This window comes from Mesorhizobium sp. WSM3868 (assembly GCF_002294785.1).
Classification (GTDB): Bacteria; Pseudomonadota; Alphaproteobacteria; order Rhizobiales; family Rhizobiaceae; genus Mesorhizobium.
In genome coordinates this window covers 209,798-230,980 of record NZ_NSGB01000009.1, presented here as the reverse complement: position 1 = coordinate 230,980, position 21,183 = coordinate 209,798, and the positions used below count along the sequence as shown (strand labels likewise).

Here is a 21,183-nt window from a genome sequence, read left to right as displayed (position 1 = left end):
ATCCGGTCAAGCGGCTGCGACAGTGCAGTCAGACTATCCGCCGCCCGCAGGTAAGCCTTGGTGCGATAGGGATTGCCTCCGCGCAGCGACGAGCGATGTGCGTATTCCCTTAGCAGGCTGGCGACGGTCCGCGGATCGGTTTTTGACATGGTCGAGGCAAACGGGGCCAATCTCCGCAGGTTCCAATCAGGCAAGGCAGCGAAGCGCTCACGCCATGCTTGCTGCCGTTTCCCGGAGTGGGGTGCTACAGATTCGGCAACGATTGGTCGGCGCGACCCCATCCCGCCAGAGCTTTGTAGGCCGCGCGTTTCTTCAATTCAGGAGCGTCGCCGACGTGGAAATGCGAGGGCGCATCAATCGTCTTCATCTCCGCCCAGGTGATCGGCGCCGCGACCGGAGCGCCCGGTCGGGACCTTGCGCTGTAGGGCATGATCGCGGTCGCCCCGCGTTGGTTGCGCAAATAGTCCACAAAGATGCGACCTTTCCGGCGCGCCTTCGACAGCGCGGCCGTAAAGTGGGCCGGATCGCTCTGAGCGACCGCCTGAGCGAGGCGAGAGGCGAAGTTTTTTACTTGCGGCCACTCGGCCTGAGGGGTGAGGGGCGCGATTACATGCACCCCTTTGCCTCCCGTCAGCATCGGGAAGGTCGTAAGTCCCAACGATTTCAGAATATCACGAAACTGGAAGGCAGCCGCGCGGACAGCTTCGAAATCGAGACCCTCATCGGGGTCGAGGTCGAACACAAGGCGGTCGGGCTTTTCGACATCCTCGATCCGAGCTCCCCACCCATGCAGCTCGATCGTTCCCATCTGGACGCAAGTCATCAGCCCATTGGCATCGTCGACATAAAGGTATGGCTCCTCGTGGCCGTCCTTTTCGGTGATACCCACTTGGTGGACTTTGTCGCCAAAGCTCCCGGCATCATGCTTCTGGAAAAAGCACTTCTTGGCCCGGCCCTGGGGGCACCGAACCAGGCTGATCGGCCGATTGCCGACCCAGGGAAGCATGATCTCCGCGACGGCCGCGTAGTGGTCGGCAAGCTGGCCCTTGGTGATATTGGACTCCGGATAGATCACGCGGTCACGGTTGCTGATGGCGATGGTGTGAGCCCGCGGCATGGTCAGATTGGCCGTGCGACGTTCCGTCTCCAGAACGACAGCCTCCGGCTTCTTGTCTTCGCGCAGACCGAGATAGCTCGGATGTCTCAGCGTTCCTTCGTTGGTCACCTCGGTGAAAGCGATCTCCGCGACCAGCTTGGGCCGAAGCCAGTGTGCTCCGCGAACTTCGGCTCGCGGGGCCTCGACGGTCGCGGCCTTCTGCTCGAGCGGTGCCATGATTCTCATGAGACGGAAAAGTTCAGCCGTATCGAAGCCGGTGCCGACCTTCCCGGCATAACGCAGCTTGCCACCGTCATGCACCCCGAGGATCAATGACCGGAACGCGCGGACCTTATCGGACGGCGTCCAGCCGACAATCACGAATTCCTGCCGCTTGATGCACTTGATCTTGAGCCAGCTTCCGCCGCGGGCTCCCACGTAAGTCGAATCGGCGAGCTTCGAAACAACTCCCTCGAGACCGGCCGCGCAAAAGCGATCGAGCAGCTCTTCTCCGCGACCGAGGATATGATCGGAGTAACGAAGGACTGGGTTGTCCGAGGGCAAAATTGCCGCCAGCTTCTCTTTGCGTTCAAGGAGGGGACGCCTGGTAAGATCTTCACCGTCGAGCTGAAGGAGGTCGAAGGCATAAAAGTCGATAGTGGCTGGCGCACCCTTCAATGCGTTCTGAAGCGCCTGGAAGTTTGATCTTCCGTCGGCATCGACAACGACGGCCTCGCCGTCGATCAGGGCGGAGCGGACTTGGAGCTTGCGGGCGTCCGAAAGAATGGAAGGAAAACGCTGAGACCAGTCCAGGCCAGATCGCGTGTAGGCACGCGATTCGCCACCGCCGACGGCAACAAGAATGCGATAGCCGTCATATTTCATTTCGTGGAGCCAGCGGTCGCCGGCAGGGACGGTATCTACGAGCGTTGCGAGCTGGACGGGCCGAAAAGTCGGCAGCGCTAAATTGGTTCGGTCACGCATAGACGACTTCGCTTGAGGAGCGCTCGCCCCAGGGATTGCCTTACGCGACGTTGGCTTGACCACTCTCACGCGCCCCCATACTCCAGACGAAATGGCTCAATCGCGCCCAACGCGCGAGTGCTTCTTTGGTTTCGAGGCCGGCGCATGGAGCTTGGCTCCGTCAGATGTCCGCGGCGCCGCCGTGTTTCCTCTGGAAACCGGGCTGCTCGACTCCCTGGGCCGGCGCGCGGAAGGAAAGAGAAAGCTCCATCTCAGCGCACGATCATGCGTCGGACCTGGGCTGCATGACGACAGAGATGAGAGCCAATTTTCCGCTCCTCTCTTGTCATTCGGAAAATCGTTCCTGTCTAAATCTATAAATTCAGTAGATTTTGAGGCGACGCTCTGGATGGAGCGGGCAATCGAGGGTGGACCCTCCGCTCAAAGGATCGATCTCATGCGAAAACTGATTTCCGCCGCCCTGGTTGCGCTCGCAGCGGCGGCCTCTTCTGGAATGGCTCATGCCGACGAGAAGAAGGTCGTCATTGCCTACCAAACCGGGGCTAATCCCTATAACCTTGGCATCGCCAATGGCGACCTTGCCAGGAAGACCGGATGGAACATCGAATTCCGCCGTTTCAATTCCGGTGCCGACATTTTCGCAGCCATCGCCTCCGGCGACGTCCAGATCGGCGATGTCGGATCGAGCCCGTTCTCGGCTGCCGTCAGCAAGGGCCTCGACGTGAAGGCGTTCTACATCTCGTCCGTGTCGCGCGACGGCGAGGCACTGGTGGTGCGGCCAGAAATCAAGTCGCCGGCGGACCTGCGCGGCAAGAAGCTCGCCGCGGCGCCGGTCTCGACGGACCACTACCAGCTTCTGGCCGTGCTCAAGCAGGAAGGCATCTCCGAGAAGGAAACGCAGGTTATCGCCATTCCGCAGCCCGAGATCGTCGCGGCCTGGAAGCGCGGCGACATCGACGGCGGCTTCGTCTGGGATCCGGCACTTTCTGAGCTGAAGAAGAACGGCAAGATCCTGCTCACTGCCGGCCAAGTCGCTGATCGCGGCGCGCCGACCTTCAGCGCACTGGTCGTCACCGGCGCGTTCGCCAAGGCCAATCCGGAGTTCCTCGGCCAGTATGTCAGGCTGATCGACGGCTACAACCAGGCCTATCTGAGTAACCCGACCGCCTGGGGCCCGGAGTCCGAGAGCGCCAAACTGATCGCGAAATTGCAAGGCGGCACGGCGGCCGAGAATTCGGAGCAGTTGAAGACGACGGTTGTCCCGCCGCTCGACGAACAGGTCTCAGACAAATGGCTGGGCGGCGGCGAGAAGAGCGCGGTGGCGAAAATCCTCAAGGACACGGCGAGCTTCCTGAAGGACCAGCACAAGATCACCTCGATCAAGGACAGCTACGCGGCCTTCGCCGATCCGCAATATGCGGCAGTGGCCAAGGCCTCGAACTAGCAATCCCTGAAGGAAACGCCGATCTGGCTGGCACGCCAGCCAGATCGCCTGGAGGCCACCATGCTTCGAATCCGCGATGCCAGCGTAACCTTTCCGGGTTCCGACGGCCAGCACGTGCATGCGCTCGATCACGTGTCGCTCGATATCGCTCCCGCTTCCATCGTTGTCTCGGTCGGCGCTTCCGGGTGCGGCAAGTCGACATTGCTGAACGCGATCGCCGGCTTCCTGCCGCTCACCGAAGGCGCGATCACGCTTGATGGACGCGAAATCGCGGCGCCGGGCGGCGATCGCGGCGTCGTGTTCCAGAAAGACACCCTGCTGCCATGGGCTAATGTGCTGGACAACGTCGCGCTCGGCCTGAAGTACCGGGGCGTCTCGCGCGGCGAACGCCATGAGCGGTCGAGGCACCTTCTTGAACTGGTCGGGCTCGCCGATTTCGCCGAAAAGCCACCCTACGAACTGTCGGGCGGCATGCGCCAGCGCGTCGGCATCGCCCGGGCGCTGGCCACCGATCCGAAAATCCTTTTGATGGACGAGCCATTCGGCGCCCTCGACAGCCTGACCCGCGAGACGATGCAGCAGCTTCTGGCTTCCGTCTGGGCCAAAACCGGCAAGCAGATCCTGTTCATCACCCATTCGATCGAGGAAGCCCTCACACTCGGCACGACCATCGTCGTGATGTCACCCCGGCCGGGCCGCATCGTTGCGCGCTTCGATGCCGATTTCGTGCGCGATTTCGCCGAAAGCGGCGATATCGGGCCGATCCAGTCCCACCCGCGCTTCATCGAGCTGCGGCAGGAAATCCGCTCGCTCATCCACCAGCCGGAAGGCGCCCGCAGAGGAACCTTGCAATGACGCTCGCCGCCAATTCCCGAACCCCGTTCCCTCCCGCCACGGCTCAGCTGAGGCCGTCTCCCCCGCCGCGCAGCTCAGCATCGGCAAGCACGTTCGGCATCAGCCTGGTGACGTTGGCGGCGCTGATCGCATTGTGGGTACTCGCCGCGCAACTCGGCTGGGCGTCGCCGCTGTTCCTGCCGTCGCCGGTCGACGTGCTGACCCAGTTCAACGCCGTCGCGGCGGACGGCTATGCCAACGGCACTCTGCTCGACCACACGCTGGCAAGCCTCGGCCGCATTGCCGCTGCTCTCGGCGTCGGCATTTTCGTCGGCATTCCGCTTGGCCTGCTCATGGGGCTCAATCGTTGGGTCAAGGGCATCTTCAGCGTGCCGATCGATCTCTATTGGGGCTTGCCGCCGCTGGCCTACCTGCCGCTGCTGATCATCTGGCTCGGTATCGGCGAAACCTCCAAGATCGTTCTGCTGTCGCTGTCGACGTTCGCCCCGATCTGCTTTGCGGCACAGGCGGGCGTGCGATCGGTGCCCGTCGAACGCCTCAACGCCGCGCTGTCCCTCGGCGCCAGCCGGCTGCAACTCTTCACCAGCATCATCCTGCCGTCCGCTCTGCCGGAAATCCTGACCGGCCTGAAGATCGCCATCGGCGCCGGACTGTCGACGCTGGTCGCGGCCGAGCTGATCGCAGCCCAGTCCGGGCTCGGCTACATGATCATGTCGGCGGCCAATTTCCTGGCGACCGACGTCGTGTTCGTCGGCCTCATCGTCATCGCCGTGCTCGCCTTCGCCTTCACCAGCGGCATGCGCTGGCTGGAACATCGCCTGATCCCCTGGAAAGGCAAGCTCTGAGGCTTGCCTCCCATAGATTCCACAATCATTGAAGGAAACAATCCGATGTCCGGCAACAGCACCCGCCCGCTCGATATCTACTGGTACCTGCCGACCCATGGCGACGGCCCCTATCTCGCCACCGACGAGCGTCACCGGCCGGCAACCTTCGGCTATCTCAAGGAGATCGCGCAGGCCGCCGACCGGCTTGGCTTCAAGGGCGTGCTCCTGCCAACCGGAACACGGTGTGAGGACGCCTGGATCGTGGCCGCCGGGCTGATCCCGCTCACCGAACGGCTGAAATTCCTGGTGGCGCTGCGGCCGGGCAGTGGGACGCCGGCACTGTTCGCGCGCCATGCCGCCACGCTGGACCGCATTTCCGGCGGCCGGGTGCTGCTCAACGTCGTCACCGGCGCTGATCCGGCCGACCTTGCCGGCGACGGCAACAAGCTCGGTCATGACGAGCGCTATGCCCAGACTGATGAATTCCTCACGATCTGGCGCCGTATCCTGTCCGGAGAGCCGGCCGACTTTGAGGGCAAGTATCTATCTGCTCACGGCACCGACATTTCTTTCCCGCCGGTCCAGCAACCCTATCCGCCACTTTGGTTCGGCGGGTCTTCGGAGGCGGGCATCGAGGTCGCCGCCAAACACACCGATGTCTATCTGAGTTGGGGTGAACCCGTCGAGCAGGTGAAGGAGAAGTTCGATAGAGTCAGGGCACGAGCGGCGGCTCAAGGTCGCAAAATCCGTTTTGGACTGCGCATAAATCTGATCGTGCGTGAAACGGAGGAGGAGGCCTGGGCGGCGGCGGATCGACTGATCAGCCGCGTCACTGACGACGTGATCGCTGAAGCCCAGCATCAATTTACCAAAGTTTCGGAGTCGGTCGGGCAAAAGCGCATCTCCGCTCTGCACCAGGGACGCCGCGACAAGCTGGTTATAGCCCCCAATCTATGGGCTGGGCTGGGTCTCGTCCGAGGAGGTGCCGGCACCGCGCTTGTCGGGAGTGCGGAAAGCGTTGCCACCCGTATCCGTGAATATCAGGAAATAGGCGTGGAGACGGTTATTGCCTCCGCCTATCCGCATCTGGAGGAAGCTTTCAATGTTGCCGAACTGCTGTTTCCGCGGCTCGGACTGCAGGGTGAATTGCCCCTCAAGGAACGCGGCTGGGATCTGGAGTTTGGGCGCGGCCGGGGCGCCGGTGTCCGAGTAGCGGCGTCTTAGGCAGGTCGATTTCTTGCCTAGAGGAGAGAAGTGGTCCACGCAGCATCGCTGGTGCCGTGCAAGCCCGCTTACGTCTGAGTTTGACCATCGGAGTTCGGCTTATGTCAAATCCATCAATCGTCGGTTTTTCGGGGAACTTCAGCCGACCCTCGAAGACCCGCGCTTTCGTCGACCTCGTCGTTCAGAACATCGCAGGCCGCCACCACCTTTCCCATCGAACCTATGATATCGAGGATGTTGGTCCGTCGCTGGGGGCCGCCAAATGGCAGCGCGACCTCGACGCGCAAGCCCAAACCGTAGTCGCAGATGTTGTCGCCGCGGACGTGCTCGTCGTCGGCTCTCCGACATACAAGGGTAGCTATACCGGACTGTTCAAGCACTTTTTCGACTTGCTTGATCCAACGGCCTTGAGAGGTAAGCCCGTGCTTCTCACAGCCACCGGGGGCGGCGAGCGCCATGCCCTTGTCGTTGAGCATCAACTCAGGCCGCTATTTGGCTTCTTCGAGGCTTTCGCGCTGCCCACAGCCGTGTACGCGACCGACAAAGACTTCACCGATGGTGTGCTTCGGTCCGAACTGATCCTGAAGCGAGCGGCGCAGGCGGTTGATGAAATCGCGGTTCTGCTAGCCAGTAAGTGCGCTCCAAGAATAGCCGCGGAATAATGCGGCGCTCCAGCGCAAGTCATGGTCCTAGCACGGGTCGCCGATGAACGGCGGTTGATCGACCTATCTTGGCCCGTTAGGGATCACGCACCCATTTCAAGAGGCGGGACCTGTGCCCGTGGATTCATAGCTGCAGGTCTTCGAGCAGGAAATTCCCGAACCGCTCGGCCTGAGCATCGCGCGCCGCCGCGGATTTGACTATCCTTCCGGCGAGGCCGCCTTGCGTCAGGCCCTTTATTGCCCGCGTTGTCGCGAGGCGGGCGGGACGACAAGAATCTTGGCTTCATCCGTCACACCTTGACCGACCCGGTCTCGAAATGGCCGCGCGAGCGGAATGACTATGCGAAGGCGAAGGGCGGCTGAAAGAGGCTACCAGTCGCGCGCATGGCGAGCGGCTGGCTTCCCCGTTCTCGGCCGCGCCAATGCTTCGCCACGCATGTCCGTGGCCACGTCAATCTGCAGCTGCTCCATGATGGCGTCGCGCGCCAAATTGGCGAGTTCATCGGTGACGCAGCGGATAAGTCCGGCCTCATCCTGGTGCCGGAAAATATGAACCGGAAAGCCCGGGCGAGGATCTTCTGGCTCGAAGATCGCGAGGACATCTGCTTAAACAGGCATATTGAAACCGCACCGCTGTCTTCATGCTCTCGCTCGATCGCCGCTGTCACGTGCTTGGAGCGCCAGGCGAGCCACTCGGGCAGCTTAGCGCCGCCATCGGTCATAGCGCAAAGTCGATTTCGGGGTCAGGCCCGAGGTCCGAACGGCATCCATTCGCCCCGGGGACAGGGCAAGGACGCGCGCGAAGGCCTTCGTAGGCAGTGAGTGAAGGACGGGGGTGCGAGAAACCTCTGTACGGGACTCTATTCCAATTCGCGTCCAGACTGGCAACGTTCCGGCAACAAAAACGGTGTAGCTCTCGCCAGACCGGTGTAGGCCGGGGCACGTGCCGAGCCAGTTTGTAATCACTTTGGCAACATCGAGCCAAAACGGCGCAGGGTGTTAAAGGCGGCCGCAACGCCTTGCAATTCAAGGCGGCAGCGGCTATTGAGGCGCGCGTCGCTGCGGTAGCTCAGTGGTAGAGCACTCCCTTGGTAAGGGAGAGGTCGAGGCTACAACTCTCTCGCGCATCATTGGCAGCCATTCGATCTTCGATCGCCGAGAAGCGAACGTCTAGAAAACGGCCCCTTTCCGGACAATGGGGATGGGGCGCAGTTTTTCAGCTCACGATGCGCCCTAGGCCGGATTGATTGTGATTGATGGTCGTCAGCCAAGTCACCCCAAGCGCAGTTCGCGATCGATCAATGCCAACTCAGCATGCAATTCGTGGAGAGACTTGGGCACGCTTGTTGTCAACGTCGTCCTCGAAGGATTGACGCAGCAAAGATATACTCCGCGGCCGGTGATCAAACTCGTCCTTGTTTTTTCAGAACCTCTACCGCATCAAACGCACCTTGCGCTCCTGGCCTTGGCACGAGAACAATTTCGGCCGCCACTGCCGCAGACCCAGCCCAGCGAACATGACAAAAACTACTTTGCCGGAATATCCGCGCAGGACCGTGTCGCATGCCTTTCTAGCGGCAATCATGCCAATCACAGACCCGATCACCATGGCGAAAAATGCGATGATGCCCGGGCGAACAACGGTAAGCAGAGTCTGGCTGAAATAGATCACCATGCATGCAATTGTGGCGACGACCATATAGACGACGAACGCTAGCACCATCGCCACAAGCGTCTGGAGCAAAAGCGAACCCTTGGAGTTGTTGGTCTGCGCTGCTTCCATTTTCAGCCTTCAGTCTTAGTAGCGCGGTATGCCGCGAAACCAAACAGGCAAGCAGCGGCGAGATTGAACACCGCCCAAATTTCCCTCGGCAGATGAACGGGAAGGAACGGATTGAAAGTCAACGCCGCCGCGAAAAGCGCCAACTGATTCGATGGTTCGGCCCCCGTAGAGCGAAGGAAAATTCCGCAGTAGATCCCTGCGAAAAAGACGATCACTCTCAGCAACTGGTAGTAGCCATATGGCCATGGCATCACGGCCAAAAGCGATAGTACAACTGCAGAAATACAGACCAACCGAAACACGCCGGCTGGCGTCGACACCATCGTCTAAGCAAGGGACCCCCTCCAGATTCGCAGGTATAAACAAACATCATTGATGGGGCGGTGCAAGCGGTAGCTGACTGGCTTTCACACGATGCGGTTAAGCATATTGAAAACCGCGTTCCAACTGCTATGCGGAACCGCCTGTGACGCTGTCCTCATCTATGCCCTGTTGCAACGGCAGAAAGGCATTTGCCACCAGCCACTCGCCGATTTTTTCCACCAGGTCCGGCTTGGCCTTCCCATCTCGGCCCCCGGGCTGGTCGGCTGGTCAGCGCCTCGTCGGTGCGCGGATCGGGATTCAGACCGCCGGCGTTCCCGATCGGCAATGCCGCCCGGCGCAGCTGCACCTGTAGATCAGCTCGGGATCCGTCAGCGATGTGGTCGGCGGTGCTTTCCAGTACGTGCACGAATTGGTGGCAGACATCAGGTGCTCCTCCAGCAATCGTTCGCCTCTCCGCGGTGCTCGAAGCAGAACCAACGTGGTGCCTGCTTGGGCTGGCGGAGTCCCAACCGGCGTCTTTGCTGCAGCCGTCGTGCTCACAGGAGTGATGCCTGAACGCCTGGCGGCGTGCGTATTCGGGTTTGGGCAATCTGATTTCGCCGCTCATGAGCAACAGTGAACGAAATGAGAGCACCAACCGGGGCAGGGCAGGCCTACAAGTAGCGCCGGTTCCGGCGTATAGCACTGTTGTTTCCTATGTAGGCCGCACAGCCGCGAAAAGTGGGCCGGCGAGGGCCTAGCAAGTGCCTTCGCACGGAATGCCGTCGTTATCTCGGTCCAATGCTCCTCCCCAAGAGCAGTTTTGCATGTACCAGTTTGCTTCCGCACACGATCTGATCTGCTTGCAATATCGCCTCGGCTGGCACGAATAACCCTCTGTCTGCGGCTGCGATGTAATGGCGGAGAATTGCTGCTTTTGTTGGATGCGCGCCTGCTCCTTCTCACGCCATAGGGATGGGATTTCGAACGTGCCGCTCCAGATGCCGCGCTTAGCTTTCTGAGCTTTGGATTGCAGGTCAGCATACGCACCACCGCTATATCGCGGCCAATCAAGTGCTAAGCCGCTGCTGACTAGCCAGGCGCCTAGATCGACCCCTTTTCGGCTCGTGCAACTCCCTACGTACCGTCCGTACTGATCCCACGAAACGAATTCGCAGCGAACGATCTTCGCGCTGTTCAGAAATTTTTGGAGCGCAGCGGTGATCTGCCATCCGCACGAGTACGTGAAGTTTTTCGCATCATCGCACTGCTGGTTGAATTCTGGAGCGTCGATGCCGTGAATCCGAACGCGTTTGCCGCTAACTTCAATGGTATCGCCATCCACGGCCTTTGCCGGTCCGTCAAGCGGTGTAGGTTCGCCGACAGGCGGTCTAGCAGTTCCCGGCTCAGCCACCTTCTGGTCGAGATGTGCTACAATCGGCTGCTCGGCCAGTGGCGCCGGTTCGACCTTGGGCGTTGGTAAGGGCGGTGCGTCGTGTTTGACGGGTCCATGCCAAGCCACAGCCGCGAGGATAGTGAGCCATGCTAAGCCTGCTGCGCGCCTTTTTGCCATCGATCCCCCCTAGGCTCTGGCTTCAGCTCTCACAGCCAATACCATTGTGGTTGCGATCGAGGCCGTTGGGGTCGGAAGGTCCTACTGCCACCGGTCCCTGAACAACCGGGTTGTCGCCTCTGCCACCTGCACAATCCAGGTCAACGTCACTTCTCGGAACTCTCCCAAGCGCTGCGGTGGGTGGGGCAACGCCCCGGTAGCGCTGGACCACTGCGGTCAATCGCTGTCCATCATCCTCGATATGGGTATTGTTGCTTTGCGGGTTGAATGGATCGATTGTCTGTAAAATACGATTGGTGTCGTTGGCATCGCCAGATGCCAAAGTCATCGTGTCGTAGTTGTTCAGGTAATCGGCAGCGCAGCCCGATACTGCGAGCGCCGCGCCGAGGTACAACAGTCTTAGCCGATACATTGCCCATCCCCGCAGTGACAATGACACGGAGCAACACGCTTATCAATTGCGAATAAGCTAGTCGTCACATTGAGCCAGAACAGAGGCATTCGACCGACTCCGAAAGTAACGATATTTGCAGATTGTGAGTTGGGGTCTTCCTGCCTCGAAAATTCTTGATGCAATCCCCTTAGCTAAATGGCAGGGTGAATTGGGGAAATAAGGCGGGGGTGCCTAGTGAATGCAAGCATGAGCCAAAAGCTGGCAAGCTACGGTCAATGGACGTACCGTGGCGCTTGGGCACTCGAGATCACAGCGTCAATCATCGGTCTGGCTACAGGCTTGATGCTGGGCGTGCAGGCATTCGAAGCAAGCCAGTCCGCCACCGCAATGGATCTGGTTCTGGCGAGCGCTCCGTTCTTCATCGTCTCGATCGCCGAGCTTACAAAAATCCCGATAGCGACCCTTTTGTATAGCGCCTCCTGGTTTTGGAAGCCGGTACTTCTGGTGTTCCTTTTGCTCCTTGCTGGGATCACTTTCGAAACTGTGTTGCTTGGGCTGGAGCGCGCCGGCACCCTTCGAGAGCTGCAGTACGAGGAGATAGCCGATCAAATCGATACGCTCACCCGCGAAAATGCAAAGCTGACTGCTTCGGACGAAGCGGCAAAGCAGACGGATCAGGTTGCCAAGGCGAAAGCTGATCTTGAAGAGGTTGGCGCCCTTGCCGACAAGGCACGCAAGGAAATTCAGGTCCGTATCGGGGATGTCGACGGGGAACTTCAGGCGACAACTGCTCTGACACCCGACGCATCCAAGGCGAGAGAACAACTGAAGGAACAGGACCAACGACGTGCCGACCTGGTTGCAGAAAGGGATAACAGGGTAAAACAAGCCGTTCAGGAATTCGAACGCCAGAGAAACAGCTACGTCGAGCGGATCAAAGATGCGCGGGAAGGCGGGGATGCCGCGTCCGCAAAGCGTTGGGAAGACGAGATTGGAAAACTTGCCAATCCACGTTCGAAAACTGAGGCAAAATACGACGCGCATCTCCAAGAGCTTGATCAGCAGATCGCGGCTGCCCGAGCTGAATTCGACCGCCTAAGGCTGCAAAGTCCAACAATGACGGATCAGCAGAGGCAGGTGCTGCAGAATCGACGCGCTGATCTTGAGAAATCACTGGATGAGGTTTCGGCCGATTGGGAACGGCGCCTCGCTCAGGCGCGAGAGGATCTATCGGAGGCCCAATCAGCTGAAGCGGCTGAGGGAAAGGTGATTTCGGCTAACCAATCCAGACGCGACGAGATAGCAAAGCAGCTCAGCGACCTCGAGAAAAAGCGAGTACCTCTGGCACGCACGGATCAGATCCGGCGAATTGCAGCCCGTTGGTATGGTGAAAAGCCGGAACAGGTAAGCGAGCCGGAGGCCGGGAAAGTAGCGGCAATCTGGTTCGGGTCACTGGCGGTTATCGCGGGGCTTGCCGGACCCATCACGGCAATGGTGGCATTAGGCTTGCAGCGAATCGCGGCCCAGGCGGAATCACGCTCGGAAAATCGATTGTCGCGACTGGTCCGACGTATGCTTTTGAGATGGCGCTGGCGTCGAGTACGAACAGTCAAGATGCCCGTAGAAGTGCCTGTGGATAGGGAGGTGGAAAAGCGGGTCGAGGTACCGGTCGAAAAGGTGGTGAAGGAAATCCTCTATGTTCCGGTCCTGACTGACGATCCCGATGCACTACGGAGGGCTCTGAGTGAGGACCTTCCTGCCGAAGTCGTCGATCTGGTTCAGGTAGCAGCCAAGGGCGGTCGCAAGCGTGCTGGTCCGGCATAACACAGCGCTTCTCGAAAAGGCGGTCGACCTCGTCGTTAAGCAAGCGGCTATTCCTACCCTGGAGGCTGAAGCCGCGGCCTATGACAGGATGGCCCGCGCAAATGCTTTTCGTAGGATAATGACGGGCCTGGCTGTGGCGGTCGCTGCAGTCGGCATCGGCTACGGGGCATCCTTGTTCTTTGGCAGAGAAGCCAAGCTGCCGCCTGTGTATGTGGACAAACCGCAGGACAAGCGCACAGACAGGATAGAACCGCCCGAAACGACGACCCAACCGAAGTCGGACAGGCCCGTTCCGATCCCGGAAGCAAAGCCAACCAATCCTCCGCCCGCTCCACTGCCTGGCGGCAATGACAAGACGACGGTGGATTTCAATAAGTTCCTGACGAAAGAAGTCGACTTCGAGGGCGCCCACTGGACGCTCACGTCTGGGCATTATTTCAGCCAAGAGAACGACCCTACTTGGGATCGGGCCTGGTGTTATACCCGTAAGCTCATGAATGGTGTCGATGTGAACGCTGACCTTGTGACCAGACCTACACCGACCGCTGTGCCACAGGCCCCCATTGCGTCGCCTGCGACGCTGGCGTCCGTTGGGTTGAATGAGAGTTCCGCGATGGAGCTCGCTTCGAAATGTGCCTGGCTTGACGGCAAAACGTTCAGCGCTACTGAGTATGAGGTGCCGGCCGGCAGAGCTGAAGCCGCCAAAAAGCTGATCGTCCAGGATGGCTGGGATGCGATGGGGTTTGATCTACCTGGAATGCCACTCATGAACATCTCATTCGACCAATGCCAAACCAGGTGCGAAGGCGACGATCAATGTCAGGCCATCACCTACGACAAGAAACATTCCGCCTGCTTTATGAAAGCCGATGCGTCGATTTTGGTAAGAGCTTCCGATGCCGCGGCGGGGGCAAAACCGTCGGTGGCCAGCAAAGTCCAGCTTTCCAGTCTCGTCTTTTATAAGAACTCTGTTGTTGTGGGAGACTCGTATTCGAACGAGCCAAGCAGCTATGCCAATTGCGTGTTGGCCTGTGCGGCCGATCAAAAATGCCAAGGCTTCAATTTCGATAGTCCAAACAACATGTGCTCTATGTTGGATCAGGTGTCCTCGTTGTCAGTCTTTAAGGGCGTGCTGTCCGGATCGAAAGCAACTGGAAACCAATGACCTATTGGTACGTACCCCTATGTCGGTCTTTGAGGATGCGTGGGACGATTTCGGCTGGAGATGCAGAGATTGCTACTCTGCACCATAGCAAGAAGATTTTGTCGATCTCAGCACCATACGTATTGCCGCAAGTGAGGGGGTTTTCGACGCAAAATCTGCCTGAAATGTCGAAAAGTTGCCCGCGAACGCTGGCTCTTAGGAGAGAGTATTGCTCATATCGGCGTGTCGGGCCGGCTGGACTTCGGCTATTGGGAACCGTCCCCAGCGTCGGTGTAAGCTGGACAAATCGGGTGCAGCGCGTGGAACACGCGCGTGGAGATCAGGACTTTCGGCCACTCTGGCCGCGCCATCTTAAGCGCCAGGGATCGTAACCCGCATGGGCCGAAAGCGCGAAACGCAAATTCGGTCGAGCATCTCGCGAGATAGAGCCCGGCCGGCTTGCCGGGGCGGATGAATGTATTTCCAGAATACAGTAATGAGCTTTGATCAGCGCGAAATCCGTGGCGCGATGCAAGCGTGGCGGGTAACCTCACCCCGAGGGGAGATCATGTTTTTATCCAATGTAGCGATCACGAATTTCCGACTGTTTCAGGATTTCACCGTCCGTCTGAACAGCGGAATCAATGTAATCGTGGGCGAGAATAACAGCGGAAAGACGTGCCTCGTGGATGCGCTGCGATACGCGCTGTCCGTCAACTCCGGAGAGTGGGTTCGTATTCAAGACCGCGATTTCCGCAAAGGGACAAACGCTTTCTCCATCCAGCTAAAGTTCGAGGACATCAATACCAGACAAGCTGGCGCCTTTGTTGAGCACTTGACGCATGAAAGGAAGGCGGACGGCACAGGTCGAACCCCCGTTCTCTATCTGAATCTTCTGGCTCAGCAGACCTCTCACTTGGTGCGCGGGACGAGACAGATTCGGACCGACATACGCTCGGGTGCAAATGCGGACGGACCGGCGATCGAACGCGAAGCGAGGGAATTTCTGGCGGCCACTTATCTGAGACCGCTACGCGACGCTGAGGCTGAACTGATGGGCGGAAGAGGCTCGCGGCTTGCTCAGATATTGGAGTCATCCGAGCAATTCAACGAGCCCGCCATCGCGCAACTTCTCGCCGCCATTGTCACGGCAAACCAGTCAATCATGGAGAATGAGGGCGTCCTGTCTTCCAAGGGACGCGTTCAGACGCAACTGCGAGATTTGGATTTCAAATCGAACACGTTGAGCCCGCTCATCAGCATTATGGGGGGAACCGATCTTGCGGAGCTAACAGGCGTTGAGCGCCGGCAGATGTTCCGCGCGATATTGGAAAGGCTTCAGCTTTTGATAGACGCTCAGGAGCGCCATCAGGGATTGGGATATAGCAATCTTCTTTTTATGGCGACCGAGTTGCTCCTTCTCGAACAGGAACAACAAGACTTTCCGCTCTTGCTTATCGAGGAGCCTGAAGCGCATCTTCACCCTCAACTCCAGATGAAATTCCTGAAGGCTTTGCGTGAAGGCTTCAGCGGGCGCAACGCATCGCTGCAGAGCATTCTCACGACCCACAGCCCCAACCTGGCTTCCAAGGCCCCCTTGGAGCACTTGATAATCATGTCGGGCGGGAAGGCGTTCTCCCTTCGCGCGAGCGAAACCCAGCTTGAGCCGGAGAACTACGTCTTCCTGGAAAAATTCTTGGACGTCACAAAATCCAATCTGTTCTTCGCGAAAGGCGTCCTACTGGTCGAAGGGGACGGCGAGAATATTCTGCTGCCTACGATTGCTGAGCTGCTAGGCGTGGCGTTCGAGGATTACGGCGTATCGGTGGTCAATGTCGGGAGTCTGGCGTTCGGGCATTTTGCACGCATATTTCAGCGCAAGGGAAAAGATGCGCTGCCGGCGGAATGGCTCAACACACGTGTCGCATGCGTGCGCGATCTCGACCTGCGGCCAGAGCGCGCGAAGATTGCAGAGGGAAACGTCTACGGTTTCAAAAAGGCGGTACCGCGCAACCGGGCCTATTGGGAATCCCACTACGCCGAGAATCCCGGTGGCAGGACCCAATGGATTACGACGCGAAAAAGTGCGGCCGGGCAGAATGTCAGGGTGGAGATTTCCGACCACTGGACGTTTGAGTACTCGCTTATTCGTGCCGGACTGTCAGCGGAAGTCTTTGAAGCGCTGAAAGGAAATAGCGAAGGCTACGACGCGCTTCCGAACGACGACGATGAGCTGCGCGCGATCGCAATCTTCAAAGACATCGCGGAATCTAGCGGTGGCAAGACGGAGGTCGCCTATAAGCTCTCCGCACTTCTCGCAAAGCGTTTCGGCCCGGTGGTTACGCAGCCACCAGCAGGCGAAAACGCCGAACATGCTGAAGCACGACGAAACGCCGATGCGGAAGCGACACTCGCTCGCCGCGATGCCCTGAAAGCAAAGCTGCCCACCTACATCGTGAACGCTTTGGAACATGTTACCGGCGTGACGCTCAATCCCCTCGCGCAGGAAGATGCAGAAAATGCTGCCGCAGCTTGATGATGCTGCAATCGAAGCCTTACTTGCAAGGCTCAATGGCGCTGGGCAGCACCAGCTTGTCCTCGACGAGGCGCGTCGCAGCGCGATCCGGAACTACCAAAGCGTGCACGCATGCCCTGGTGCCGGCAAGACGACGGTCATAGGTCTGAAGCTTATTCTGCTCGCAGAGAAATGGTCTGCGCGTCATCAAGGCATAAGCGTACTCACCCACACGAACACCGCCAAGAACGAAATTGTGGAGCGCATAGGCACCGACCCTGCGGGCCGGGTCCTGCTTTCTTATCCTCATTTCATAGGCACTATCCAGGATTTCACGCACACGTTCTTGGCGCTTCCTGCATGCCGTTCCAAAGGGGTCACTGTGCGCCGGATAGATGATACGGCTACGGCGAATTTTATGGAGGCCCGACTGTCTCCGCCGGCGCGCACATTTCTCGCGATGAGCCAACAGCGGAAGATTTCGGATCTTCGATACAAATTTGAACATGGCGCGCTGACGCTCACCATTCCCGGCAATCCGGGCGAACAAACAGACTCGTACAAAAGTATGGCAGCAGCCAAGAAGACCGCTATTAACAACGGCTTCCTTTTCTATTCCGAGATGTATGCGATTGCGGATCAACTGCTAGCGTCAAATCCGGCCGTGGCAGACGCGCTTAGGTATCGCTTTCCGGTCGTGCTGGTTGACGAGATGCAGGACACGTCGCGGTTTCAAGATGAGTTCTTAAGCCGTATTTTTCCCGCCGGTTCCGGCGTGAACTTTCAAAAGGTCGGCGACCCCGATCAGGCGATTTTCGATGGCATGGGCGACAAGCCGAACGATAGTTTTAACGGCGCGGCCGTCGAACTCCAGCCGATCGCGGACAGCGGACGATTTACCAACTCAATTGCCTCGAAGGTACGCGGCCTTAGCACCCGGCGCATAGATTTGACGGGCTCGCGCGAGGAGCTGGCCGCGGGACCGGCATGTTCGTTCATCGTTTTCGACAACGATACGATCGGCGATGTGCTGCCCAAATTTGCCGAGATTGTCGCAGGCCTCCCGGCTCAGCACCGGCGAACGATCAAGGTCGTAGGTGCAAGAGCGGATAGCGAGGGCGCGGCCAATGCGCTGACAATTCAAAATTATTGGCCGGCGTTCGATCGCGTGCACTCAAATCGTACCCATGTGCCAACGACATTTTGTGCCGGAGCACGGCGATGCACTGAATTGGCCGAAGGCTCTGTCCAGACTCACATCCACCTGCTTCGACAATGTGTCGTCGAGATGCTTCGGCTTGCGGGGAAGACGCATGTGGGACCGAACGGAAAGGAGGGTCCGATCACGCTCTCAAACCTCGCTAAGTACATTTCGGACCTTGGCCATGCCGTCCGTTTCAATCGCCTGATGGCTGAAGTTCTGATGTTGGATGGGTTGGCTGCTCCACGATGGGCTGACATTGCCAACGAGCTGGGAGAAGTCTGCGACGTAAATGTCGGCGTTGGTGATGTCGCTCCCTTTATGGCGTTTTCCGAAGTTGCGGCCGAGATGGACGATGAAGCCGTCCTGCCTGGCAACGTCTTTGCGGGGCCCAATGGCGTTCTCCTGGAGGTGTCGACAATTCACGGGGTGAAAGGAGAAACCCACGATGCGACCCTCGTCCTGGAGACAAAATACAGCACGCTTTTCGACGTCAGAGAGATGCTGCCGTTTCTGATTGACGATGGACTGGAAAGGCCCGTTTTCGACCCTGATCACCCAACCAACCACGCTTCAATCCGTGCAGGTTTCATGAAGAAGCTGTACGTGGGAACGAGCCGGGCAAAATACTTGGTTTGCATGGCAGTTCATAAGCACCGGCTCACAGAAGCCCATCGACAGGCTCTTGAGCAGAAGGGCTGGGCGTTCGTCGATCTTCAGCCAGCTCAGGCGCCCTAGATTTATCAGTTGCCAGACGGTTCGGCGGCTTCGAAACCGAGCCGGTGGTAGAGCGGATCAACCTGACGATGTCTCGACAATCCGGCGCGTGACGCGGTTGACTGTGACCGGCGCAAGAAAATTGCTCAAAAAAGACCGATTTTATCCTTTGGAATCAACGCGCTTTTGTCGCATGCAAAAAAGGAGCCCCGACCCATGTATTCATGGTATTAATAGCGCTGTGTGACATTGCAGAAAAGGGCCGATGGCTGACGCGATTGAGATGTTTCTGGAGCAACACGGTCCTTGCCTCACAAGCAAGGTAAGTGAGCATCTCGTCAAAGTACTGAGGCTATCCCCTACAACCGCGAGAAAAAGGGTTTCACGCGCCGGGGGCGAGGTGAAGCGTCTCGCCTATCTCACTTTTCCGCGCAAGGCGCGCTTCATCTATCTGCAGAATGATTTCGGATCGCCGCTCTATTGGGAGCGCCTCATAGAGGCGCTTCTAGAAACGAACTCGGCTTACGGGCTGACGATTGCCGCCATCAGGCAGCGCGGCGGGCTGATCCCGGCTGGGCATTTTCCAATCGCCTGCGGAGCACCCTTAAAGCAGTTGAAGCATCTCTCTCCTGCAACGATCTTTGAGCGCCTCGATCAGGCCAAGCTCCTGACCAAGGTCCAAGTGCCGGGGCTTGGTGAATGTATCACGCTCACGCAGGCGGAAGGCTATTTCGATGGCAGCACGCTCGACACAAAAGCGCGTCTCATAACCGAAGCAATACTGCTTGCCGCTGTTCGGGACTGGGTCCGCAATCTCGGGCTCGGAAGTTACGACCGTGTCGCCACGCGCGAAGGAAATGCGGTCCCGACCGTAGGCACATTCGCGTGGGATTTGACCGCACCATCATACCTGGGGCCGATGCTGAAATACGATAAAGCGGGCGCTGCCAAACCCGGCTTTATCGCCTGCGATGTTCTGCTCGGTGCCAGAATGAGCGAAGCAGGAATGCGCCCGTTCATCAACAAGTGCATTACCCTGCGCCGCCTACGGAATGTCGGTCCTTGCATACAGATTTTTGTGGCCAGTTCCTACGACGGGAAAGCATTCGAACTCGCCAAACGGCACGGCATTGTACCGGCGACTCCCAGCAATCTTTTCGGCCAGGACGTGGCCGAAGGTCTTAACGAGCTGACGTCGATCCTTCGCAACGCGGCTGGCTCCGTACTCAATGCCGATGCCTTCGACAGCCTGTTCAAGAAGCTAGGGAAGATTGAAGGCGCCTCGATCCAGTTGAGGGGGACTCTCTTTGAGTATCTCGCGGCGGACATCGCGCGCAAAACGATCTCGCCTGACGTGCGCAGGAACCGACTATTCAAAACGCCTGAGGGCCTGGAGGCAGAGGCCGATGTGATCGCGGTGAAGGGCCAATCATCGATCCATTTCGTCGAATGCAAGGGCTACAGCCCCTATGCTCTAATTCCCGACAAATACATGACCCGCTGGCTCACGCACAACGTGCCCGTGTTTTTCAAGGAGACAAAGAGACATCCGGATTGGCGAAATCTGGAGGTGAAGTTTGAGTTTTGGGCGACGGGTCAACTTTCCGAGCAAGCGTTCGATGAGTTTTACGCCGCGAAGGCCGCGATCAAAGCCTCGCGTTACACGATCGAGCTGCGCCAGTCCTCAGCGATCCTGGATTTGTGCGAGGAAACCAAAGACCAGGATTTGATCGGGATTTTCCGTAAGCACTATATGAGAACGTTAGGGGTCGGGCCTGCCGGTAAGCGGTAGGCTGTGACCGCAGCTAATGGTTTTCCGGATACGGCTTGCCAAATCTGCGGCTCATAAAGAAGTTCTCATGGTTCAAGACGGCTCGTTTGTGCGTGCCGGAGTGCTCGAACGTCATTCACCACGCTGGGATTGAGTCTTCCGGCCGCTGCGTCTGAAGGAACAGAAGGCGAACCGACGTTCCACAAGAGTATGGTTTATGGACGCCAAAAATCGGATGGCGCTCCCCAAAACCCAATCAATTCAATGGCCATGGAGTTCCGCGCGGGGCCTCCATAGCGCCCGACGCCTGCTATCTGCGATGGAACGCTTTGACGCTTGTGGCGTGCTACTTGCCAGCTTCTGCCCGCGCGACAATCGCTTCAAGCGTCGCAATCATCCTGAGATTGTCAGCGAAAATCTCGTCGGCTAGTTCGTGCGGATGGGTTCGCTCGAATTCGACCTCTTCGCTCAGCCGCACAATCTCGGCCTTGTGGTTCGCAATGAGCTTGCCGCGCCTATCCATGCCCGGCAGTCTAGGCACAATTCCTCCAAGGTCTAGCGCCGTGGCGTCCTATTGACGTGGCGACGATCTTCTATGCCGCGATTTTGAGGCGCCGGCATAGGCAAGTGCTGACAAAAGCTCCGTTGGCCGGCGAGCCTTGCGCACCGGTTTGGACTGATCGCACGTGGAAAAGAAGCTACTATTGAAGCTGGATCTCGTCGATGGGGGTGCGGGCACGGAAAGGAATTCCGTAAAGATCGTAATGGGCCTTTCGCCAGGTGCGGGCGGCTAAGTGCTTATGCCATCAGGGGTTGGCACTATTCTCGACCGCACCATTCTCCCCCAAAAAGGCATTGCTTTGACG

At 58.6% G+C, this 21,183-nt stretch carries 16 protein-coding genes and 1 tRNA gene; 11 read left to right on the top strand and 6 right to left on the bottom strand.

Features of this window, described 5'->3' with window-relative positions; all coding sequences use genetic code 11:
* Together CK221_RS29830 and ligD are read right to left on the bottom strand one after the other, a co-directional pair.
* Positions 1-149, bottom strand: a 149-nt coding sequence (locus tag CK221_RS29830; RefSeq protein ID WP_143749060.1) for a helix-hairpin-helix domain-containing protein, incomplete at its 3' end; no start/stop codon positions are given.
* A gap of 95 nt (positions 150-244) precedes the next feature.
* On the bottom strand, positions 245-2,080 hold the full coding sequence (gene ligD, locus CK221_RS17025; RefSeq protein ID WP_095778543.1) for a DNA ligase D: 1,836 nt from the start codon (positions 2,078-2,080) through the stop codon (positions 245-247).
* A 436-nt stretch (positions 2,081-2,516) separates the two neighbouring features.
* On the opposite strand from ligD, the gene CK221_RS17020 reads away from it, so the two are divergent.
* The 6 genes from CK221_RS17020 (at position 2,517) to CK221_RS16995 (ending at position 8,220) form a co-directional block, all read left to right on the top strand.
* Positions 2,517-3,524 (top strand): ABC transporter substrate-binding protein, encoded by a 1,008-nt coding sequence (locus CK221_RS17020; RefSeq protein ID WP_095778542.1) that lies wholly within the window; start codon positions 2,517-2,519, stop codon positions 3,522-3,524.
* A 60-nt stretch (positions 3,525-3,584) separates the two neighbouring features.
* A complete protein-coding gene (locus CK221_RS17015; protein ID WP_095778541.1) occupies positions 3,585-4,379 on the top strand; it encodes an ABC transporter ATP-binding protein in 795 nt (264 codons plus the stop codon).
* Positions 4,376-5,224 (top strand): ABC transporter permease subunit, encoded by an 849-nt coding sequence (locus CK221_RS17010; protein ID WP_095778540.1) that lies wholly within the window; start codon positions 4,376-4,378, stop codon positions 5,222-5,224. Before CK221_RS17015 ends, CK221_RS17010 begins: the two co-directional genes overlap by 4 nt.
* Before the next feature lie 45 nt (positions 5,225-5,269).
* Positions 5,270-6,430, top strand: coding sequence for an FMNH2-dependent alkanesulfonate monooxygenase (gene ssuD / locus CK221_RS17005; protein WP_095778539.1), 1,161 nt, complete (start codon positions 5,270-5,272; stop codon positions 6,428-6,430).
* Positions 6,431-6,531: 101 nt separating this feature from the next.
* Positions 6,532-7,092: an FMN reductase gene (gene msuE, locus CK221_RS17000; protein ID WP_095778538.1), complete on the top strand. Its 561-nt coding sequence runs from the start codon at positions 6,532-6,534 to the stop codon at positions 7,090-7,092.
* Between the two features lie 1,057 nt (positions 7,093-8,149).
* Positions 8,150-8,220 (top strand) — tRNA-Thr (locus CK221_RS16995).
* A 304-nt stretch (positions 8,221-8,524) separates the two neighbouring features.
* On the opposite strand, the gene CK221_RS16990 is transcribed toward CK221_RS16995, so the two are convergent.
* The 3 genes from CK221_RS16990 to CK221_RS16970 all read right to left on the bottom strand — a co-directional run bounded on the left by CK221_RS16990 (position 8,525) and on the right by CK221_RS16970 (position 11,163).
* A complete protein-coding gene (locus CK221_RS16990) occupies positions 8,525-8,875 on the bottom strand; it encodes a hypothetical protein (RefSeq protein WP_095778537.1) in 351 nt (116 codons plus the stop codon).
* Positions 8,876-9,935: 1,060 nt separating this feature from the next.
* Positions 9,936-10,751 carry a thermonuclease family protein gene (locus CK221_RS16975; RefSeq protein ID WP_095778535.1) on the bottom strand — a complete coding sequence of 272 codons (816 nt, stop codon included), beginning with the start codon at positions 10,749-10,751 and terminating at the stop codon, positions 9,936-9,938.
* Positions 10,752-10,773: 22 nt separating this feature from the next.
* A complete protein-coding gene (locus CK221_RS16970; protein WP_095778534.1) occupies positions 10,774-11,163 on the bottom strand; it encodes a calcium-binding protein in 390 nt (129 codons plus the stop codon).
* A 228-nt stretch (positions 11,164-11,391) separates the two neighbouring features.
* Here CK221_RS16970 and CK221_RS16965 point away from each other — a divergent pair, with 228 nt between their 5' ends.
* The 5 genes from CK221_RS16965 (at position 11,392) to CK221_RS16945 (ending at position 20,338) form a co-directional block, all read left to right on the top strand.
* On the top strand, positions 11,392-12,969 hold the full coding sequence (locus CK221_RS16965) for a hypothetical protein (protein ID WP_095778533.1): 1,578 nt from the start codon (positions 11,392-11,394) through the stop codon (positions 12,967-12,969).
* Positions 12,953-14,134 carry a PAN domain-containing protein gene (locus CK221_RS16960; RefSeq protein WP_095778532.1) on the top strand — a complete coding sequence of 394 codons (1,182 nt, stop codon included), beginning with the start codon at positions 12,953-12,955 and terminating at the stop codon, positions 14,132-14,134. The genes CK221_RS16965 and CK221_RS16960 overlap by 17 nt, the downstream gene beginning before the upstream one ends.
* Positions 14,135-14,609: 475 nt before the next feature.
* Positions 14,610-16,649: an AAA family ATPase gene (locus tag CK221_RS16955; protein WP_245430665.1), complete on the top strand. Its 2,040-nt coding sequence runs from the start codon at positions 14,610-14,612 to the stop codon at positions 16,647-16,649.
* The gene (locus CK221_RS16950; RefSeq protein WP_095778531.1) at positions 16,633-18,567 is read left to right on the top strand and encodes a UvrD-helicase domain-containing protein; all 1,935 of its coding nucleotides are present in this window, start codon (positions 16,633-16,635) and stop codon (positions 18,565-18,567) included. Before CK221_RS16955 ends, CK221_RS16950 begins: the two co-directional genes overlap by 17 nt.
* Positions 18,568-18,811: 244 nt before the next feature.
* Positions 18,812-20,338 carry a hypothetical protein gene (locus CK221_RS16945; protein WP_179295157.1) on the top strand — a complete coding sequence of 509 codons (1,527 nt, stop codon included), beginning with the start codon at positions 18,812-18,814 and terminating at the stop codon, positions 20,336-20,338.
* 325 nt (positions 20,339-20,663) lie between these two features.
* Here CK221_RS16945 and CK221_RS30300 read toward each other — a convergent pair whose 3' ends face one another.
* Positions 20,664-20,840: a hypothetical protein gene (locus tag CK221_RS30300; protein ID WP_179295156.1), complete on the bottom strand. Its 177-nt coding sequence runs from the start codon at positions 20,838-20,840 to the stop codon at positions 20,664-20,666.
* Positions 20,841-21,183 lie beyond the last annotated feature (343 nt).

What these genes read in the sequence shown, in the direction of transcription:
- CK221_RS16950 (WP_095778531.1), top strand. Translation starts at nt 16,633, where the DNA reads ATGCTGCCGCAGCTTGATGATGCTGCAATCGAAGCCTTACTTGCAAGG.
- CK221_RS16990 (WP_095778537.1), bottom strand. Translation starts at nt 8,875, where the DNA reads ATGGAAGCAGCGCAGACCAACAACTCCAAGGGTTCGCTTTTGCTCCAG.
- CK221_RS17015 (WP_095778541.1), top strand. Translation starts at nt 3,585, where the DNA reads ATGCTTCGAATCCGCGATGCCAGCGTAACCTTTCCGGGTTCCGACGGC.
- CK221_RS16975 (WP_095778535.1), bottom strand. Translation starts at nt 10,751, where the DNA reads ATGGCAAAAAGGCGCGCAGCAGGCTTAGCATGGCTCACTATCCTCGCG.
- CK221_RS16945 (WP_179295157.1), top strand. Translation starts at nt 18,812, where the DNA reads ATGGCTGACGCGATTGAGATGTTTCTGGAGCAACACGGTCCTTGCCTC.
- ssuD (WP_095778539.1), top strand. Translation starts at nt 5,270, where the DNA reads ATGTCCGGCAACAGCACCCGCCCGCTCGATATCTACTGGTACCTGCCG.
- CK221_RS17010 (WP_095778540.1), top strand. Translation starts at nt 4,376, where the DNA reads ATGACGCTCGCCGCCAATTCCCGAACCCCGTTCCCTCCCGCCACGGCT.
- CK221_RS30300 (WP_179295156.1), bottom strand. Translation starts at nt 20,840, where the DNA reads ATGGATAGGCGCGGCAAGCTCATTGCGAACCACAAGGCCGAGATTGTG.
- CK221_RS16965 (WP_095778533.1), top strand. Translation starts at nt 11,392, where the DNA reads ATGAGCCAAAAGCTGGCAAGCTACGGTCAATGGACGTACCGTGGCGCT.
- CK221_RS16970 (WP_095778534.1), bottom strand. Translation starts at nt 11,163, where the DNA reads ATGTATCGGCTAAGACTGTTGTACCTCGGCGCGGCGCTCGCAGTATCG.
- CK221_RS16955 (WP_245430665.1), top strand. Translation starts at nt 14,610, where the DNA reads ATGAGCTTTGATCAGCGCGAAATCCGTGGCGCGATGCAAGCGTGGCGG.
- msuE (WP_095778538.1), top strand. Translation starts at nt 6,532, where the DNA reads ATGTCAAATCCATCAATCGTCGGTTTTTCGGGGAACTTCAGCCGACCC.
- ligD (WP_095778543.1), bottom strand. Translation starts at nt 2,080, where the DNA reads ATGCGTGACCGAACCAATTTAGCGCTGCCGACTTTTCGGCCCGTCCAG.
- CK221_RS17020 (WP_095778542.1), top strand. Translation starts at nt 2,517, where the DNA reads ATGCGAAAACTGATTTCCGCCGCCCTGGTTGCGCTCGCAGCGGCGGCC.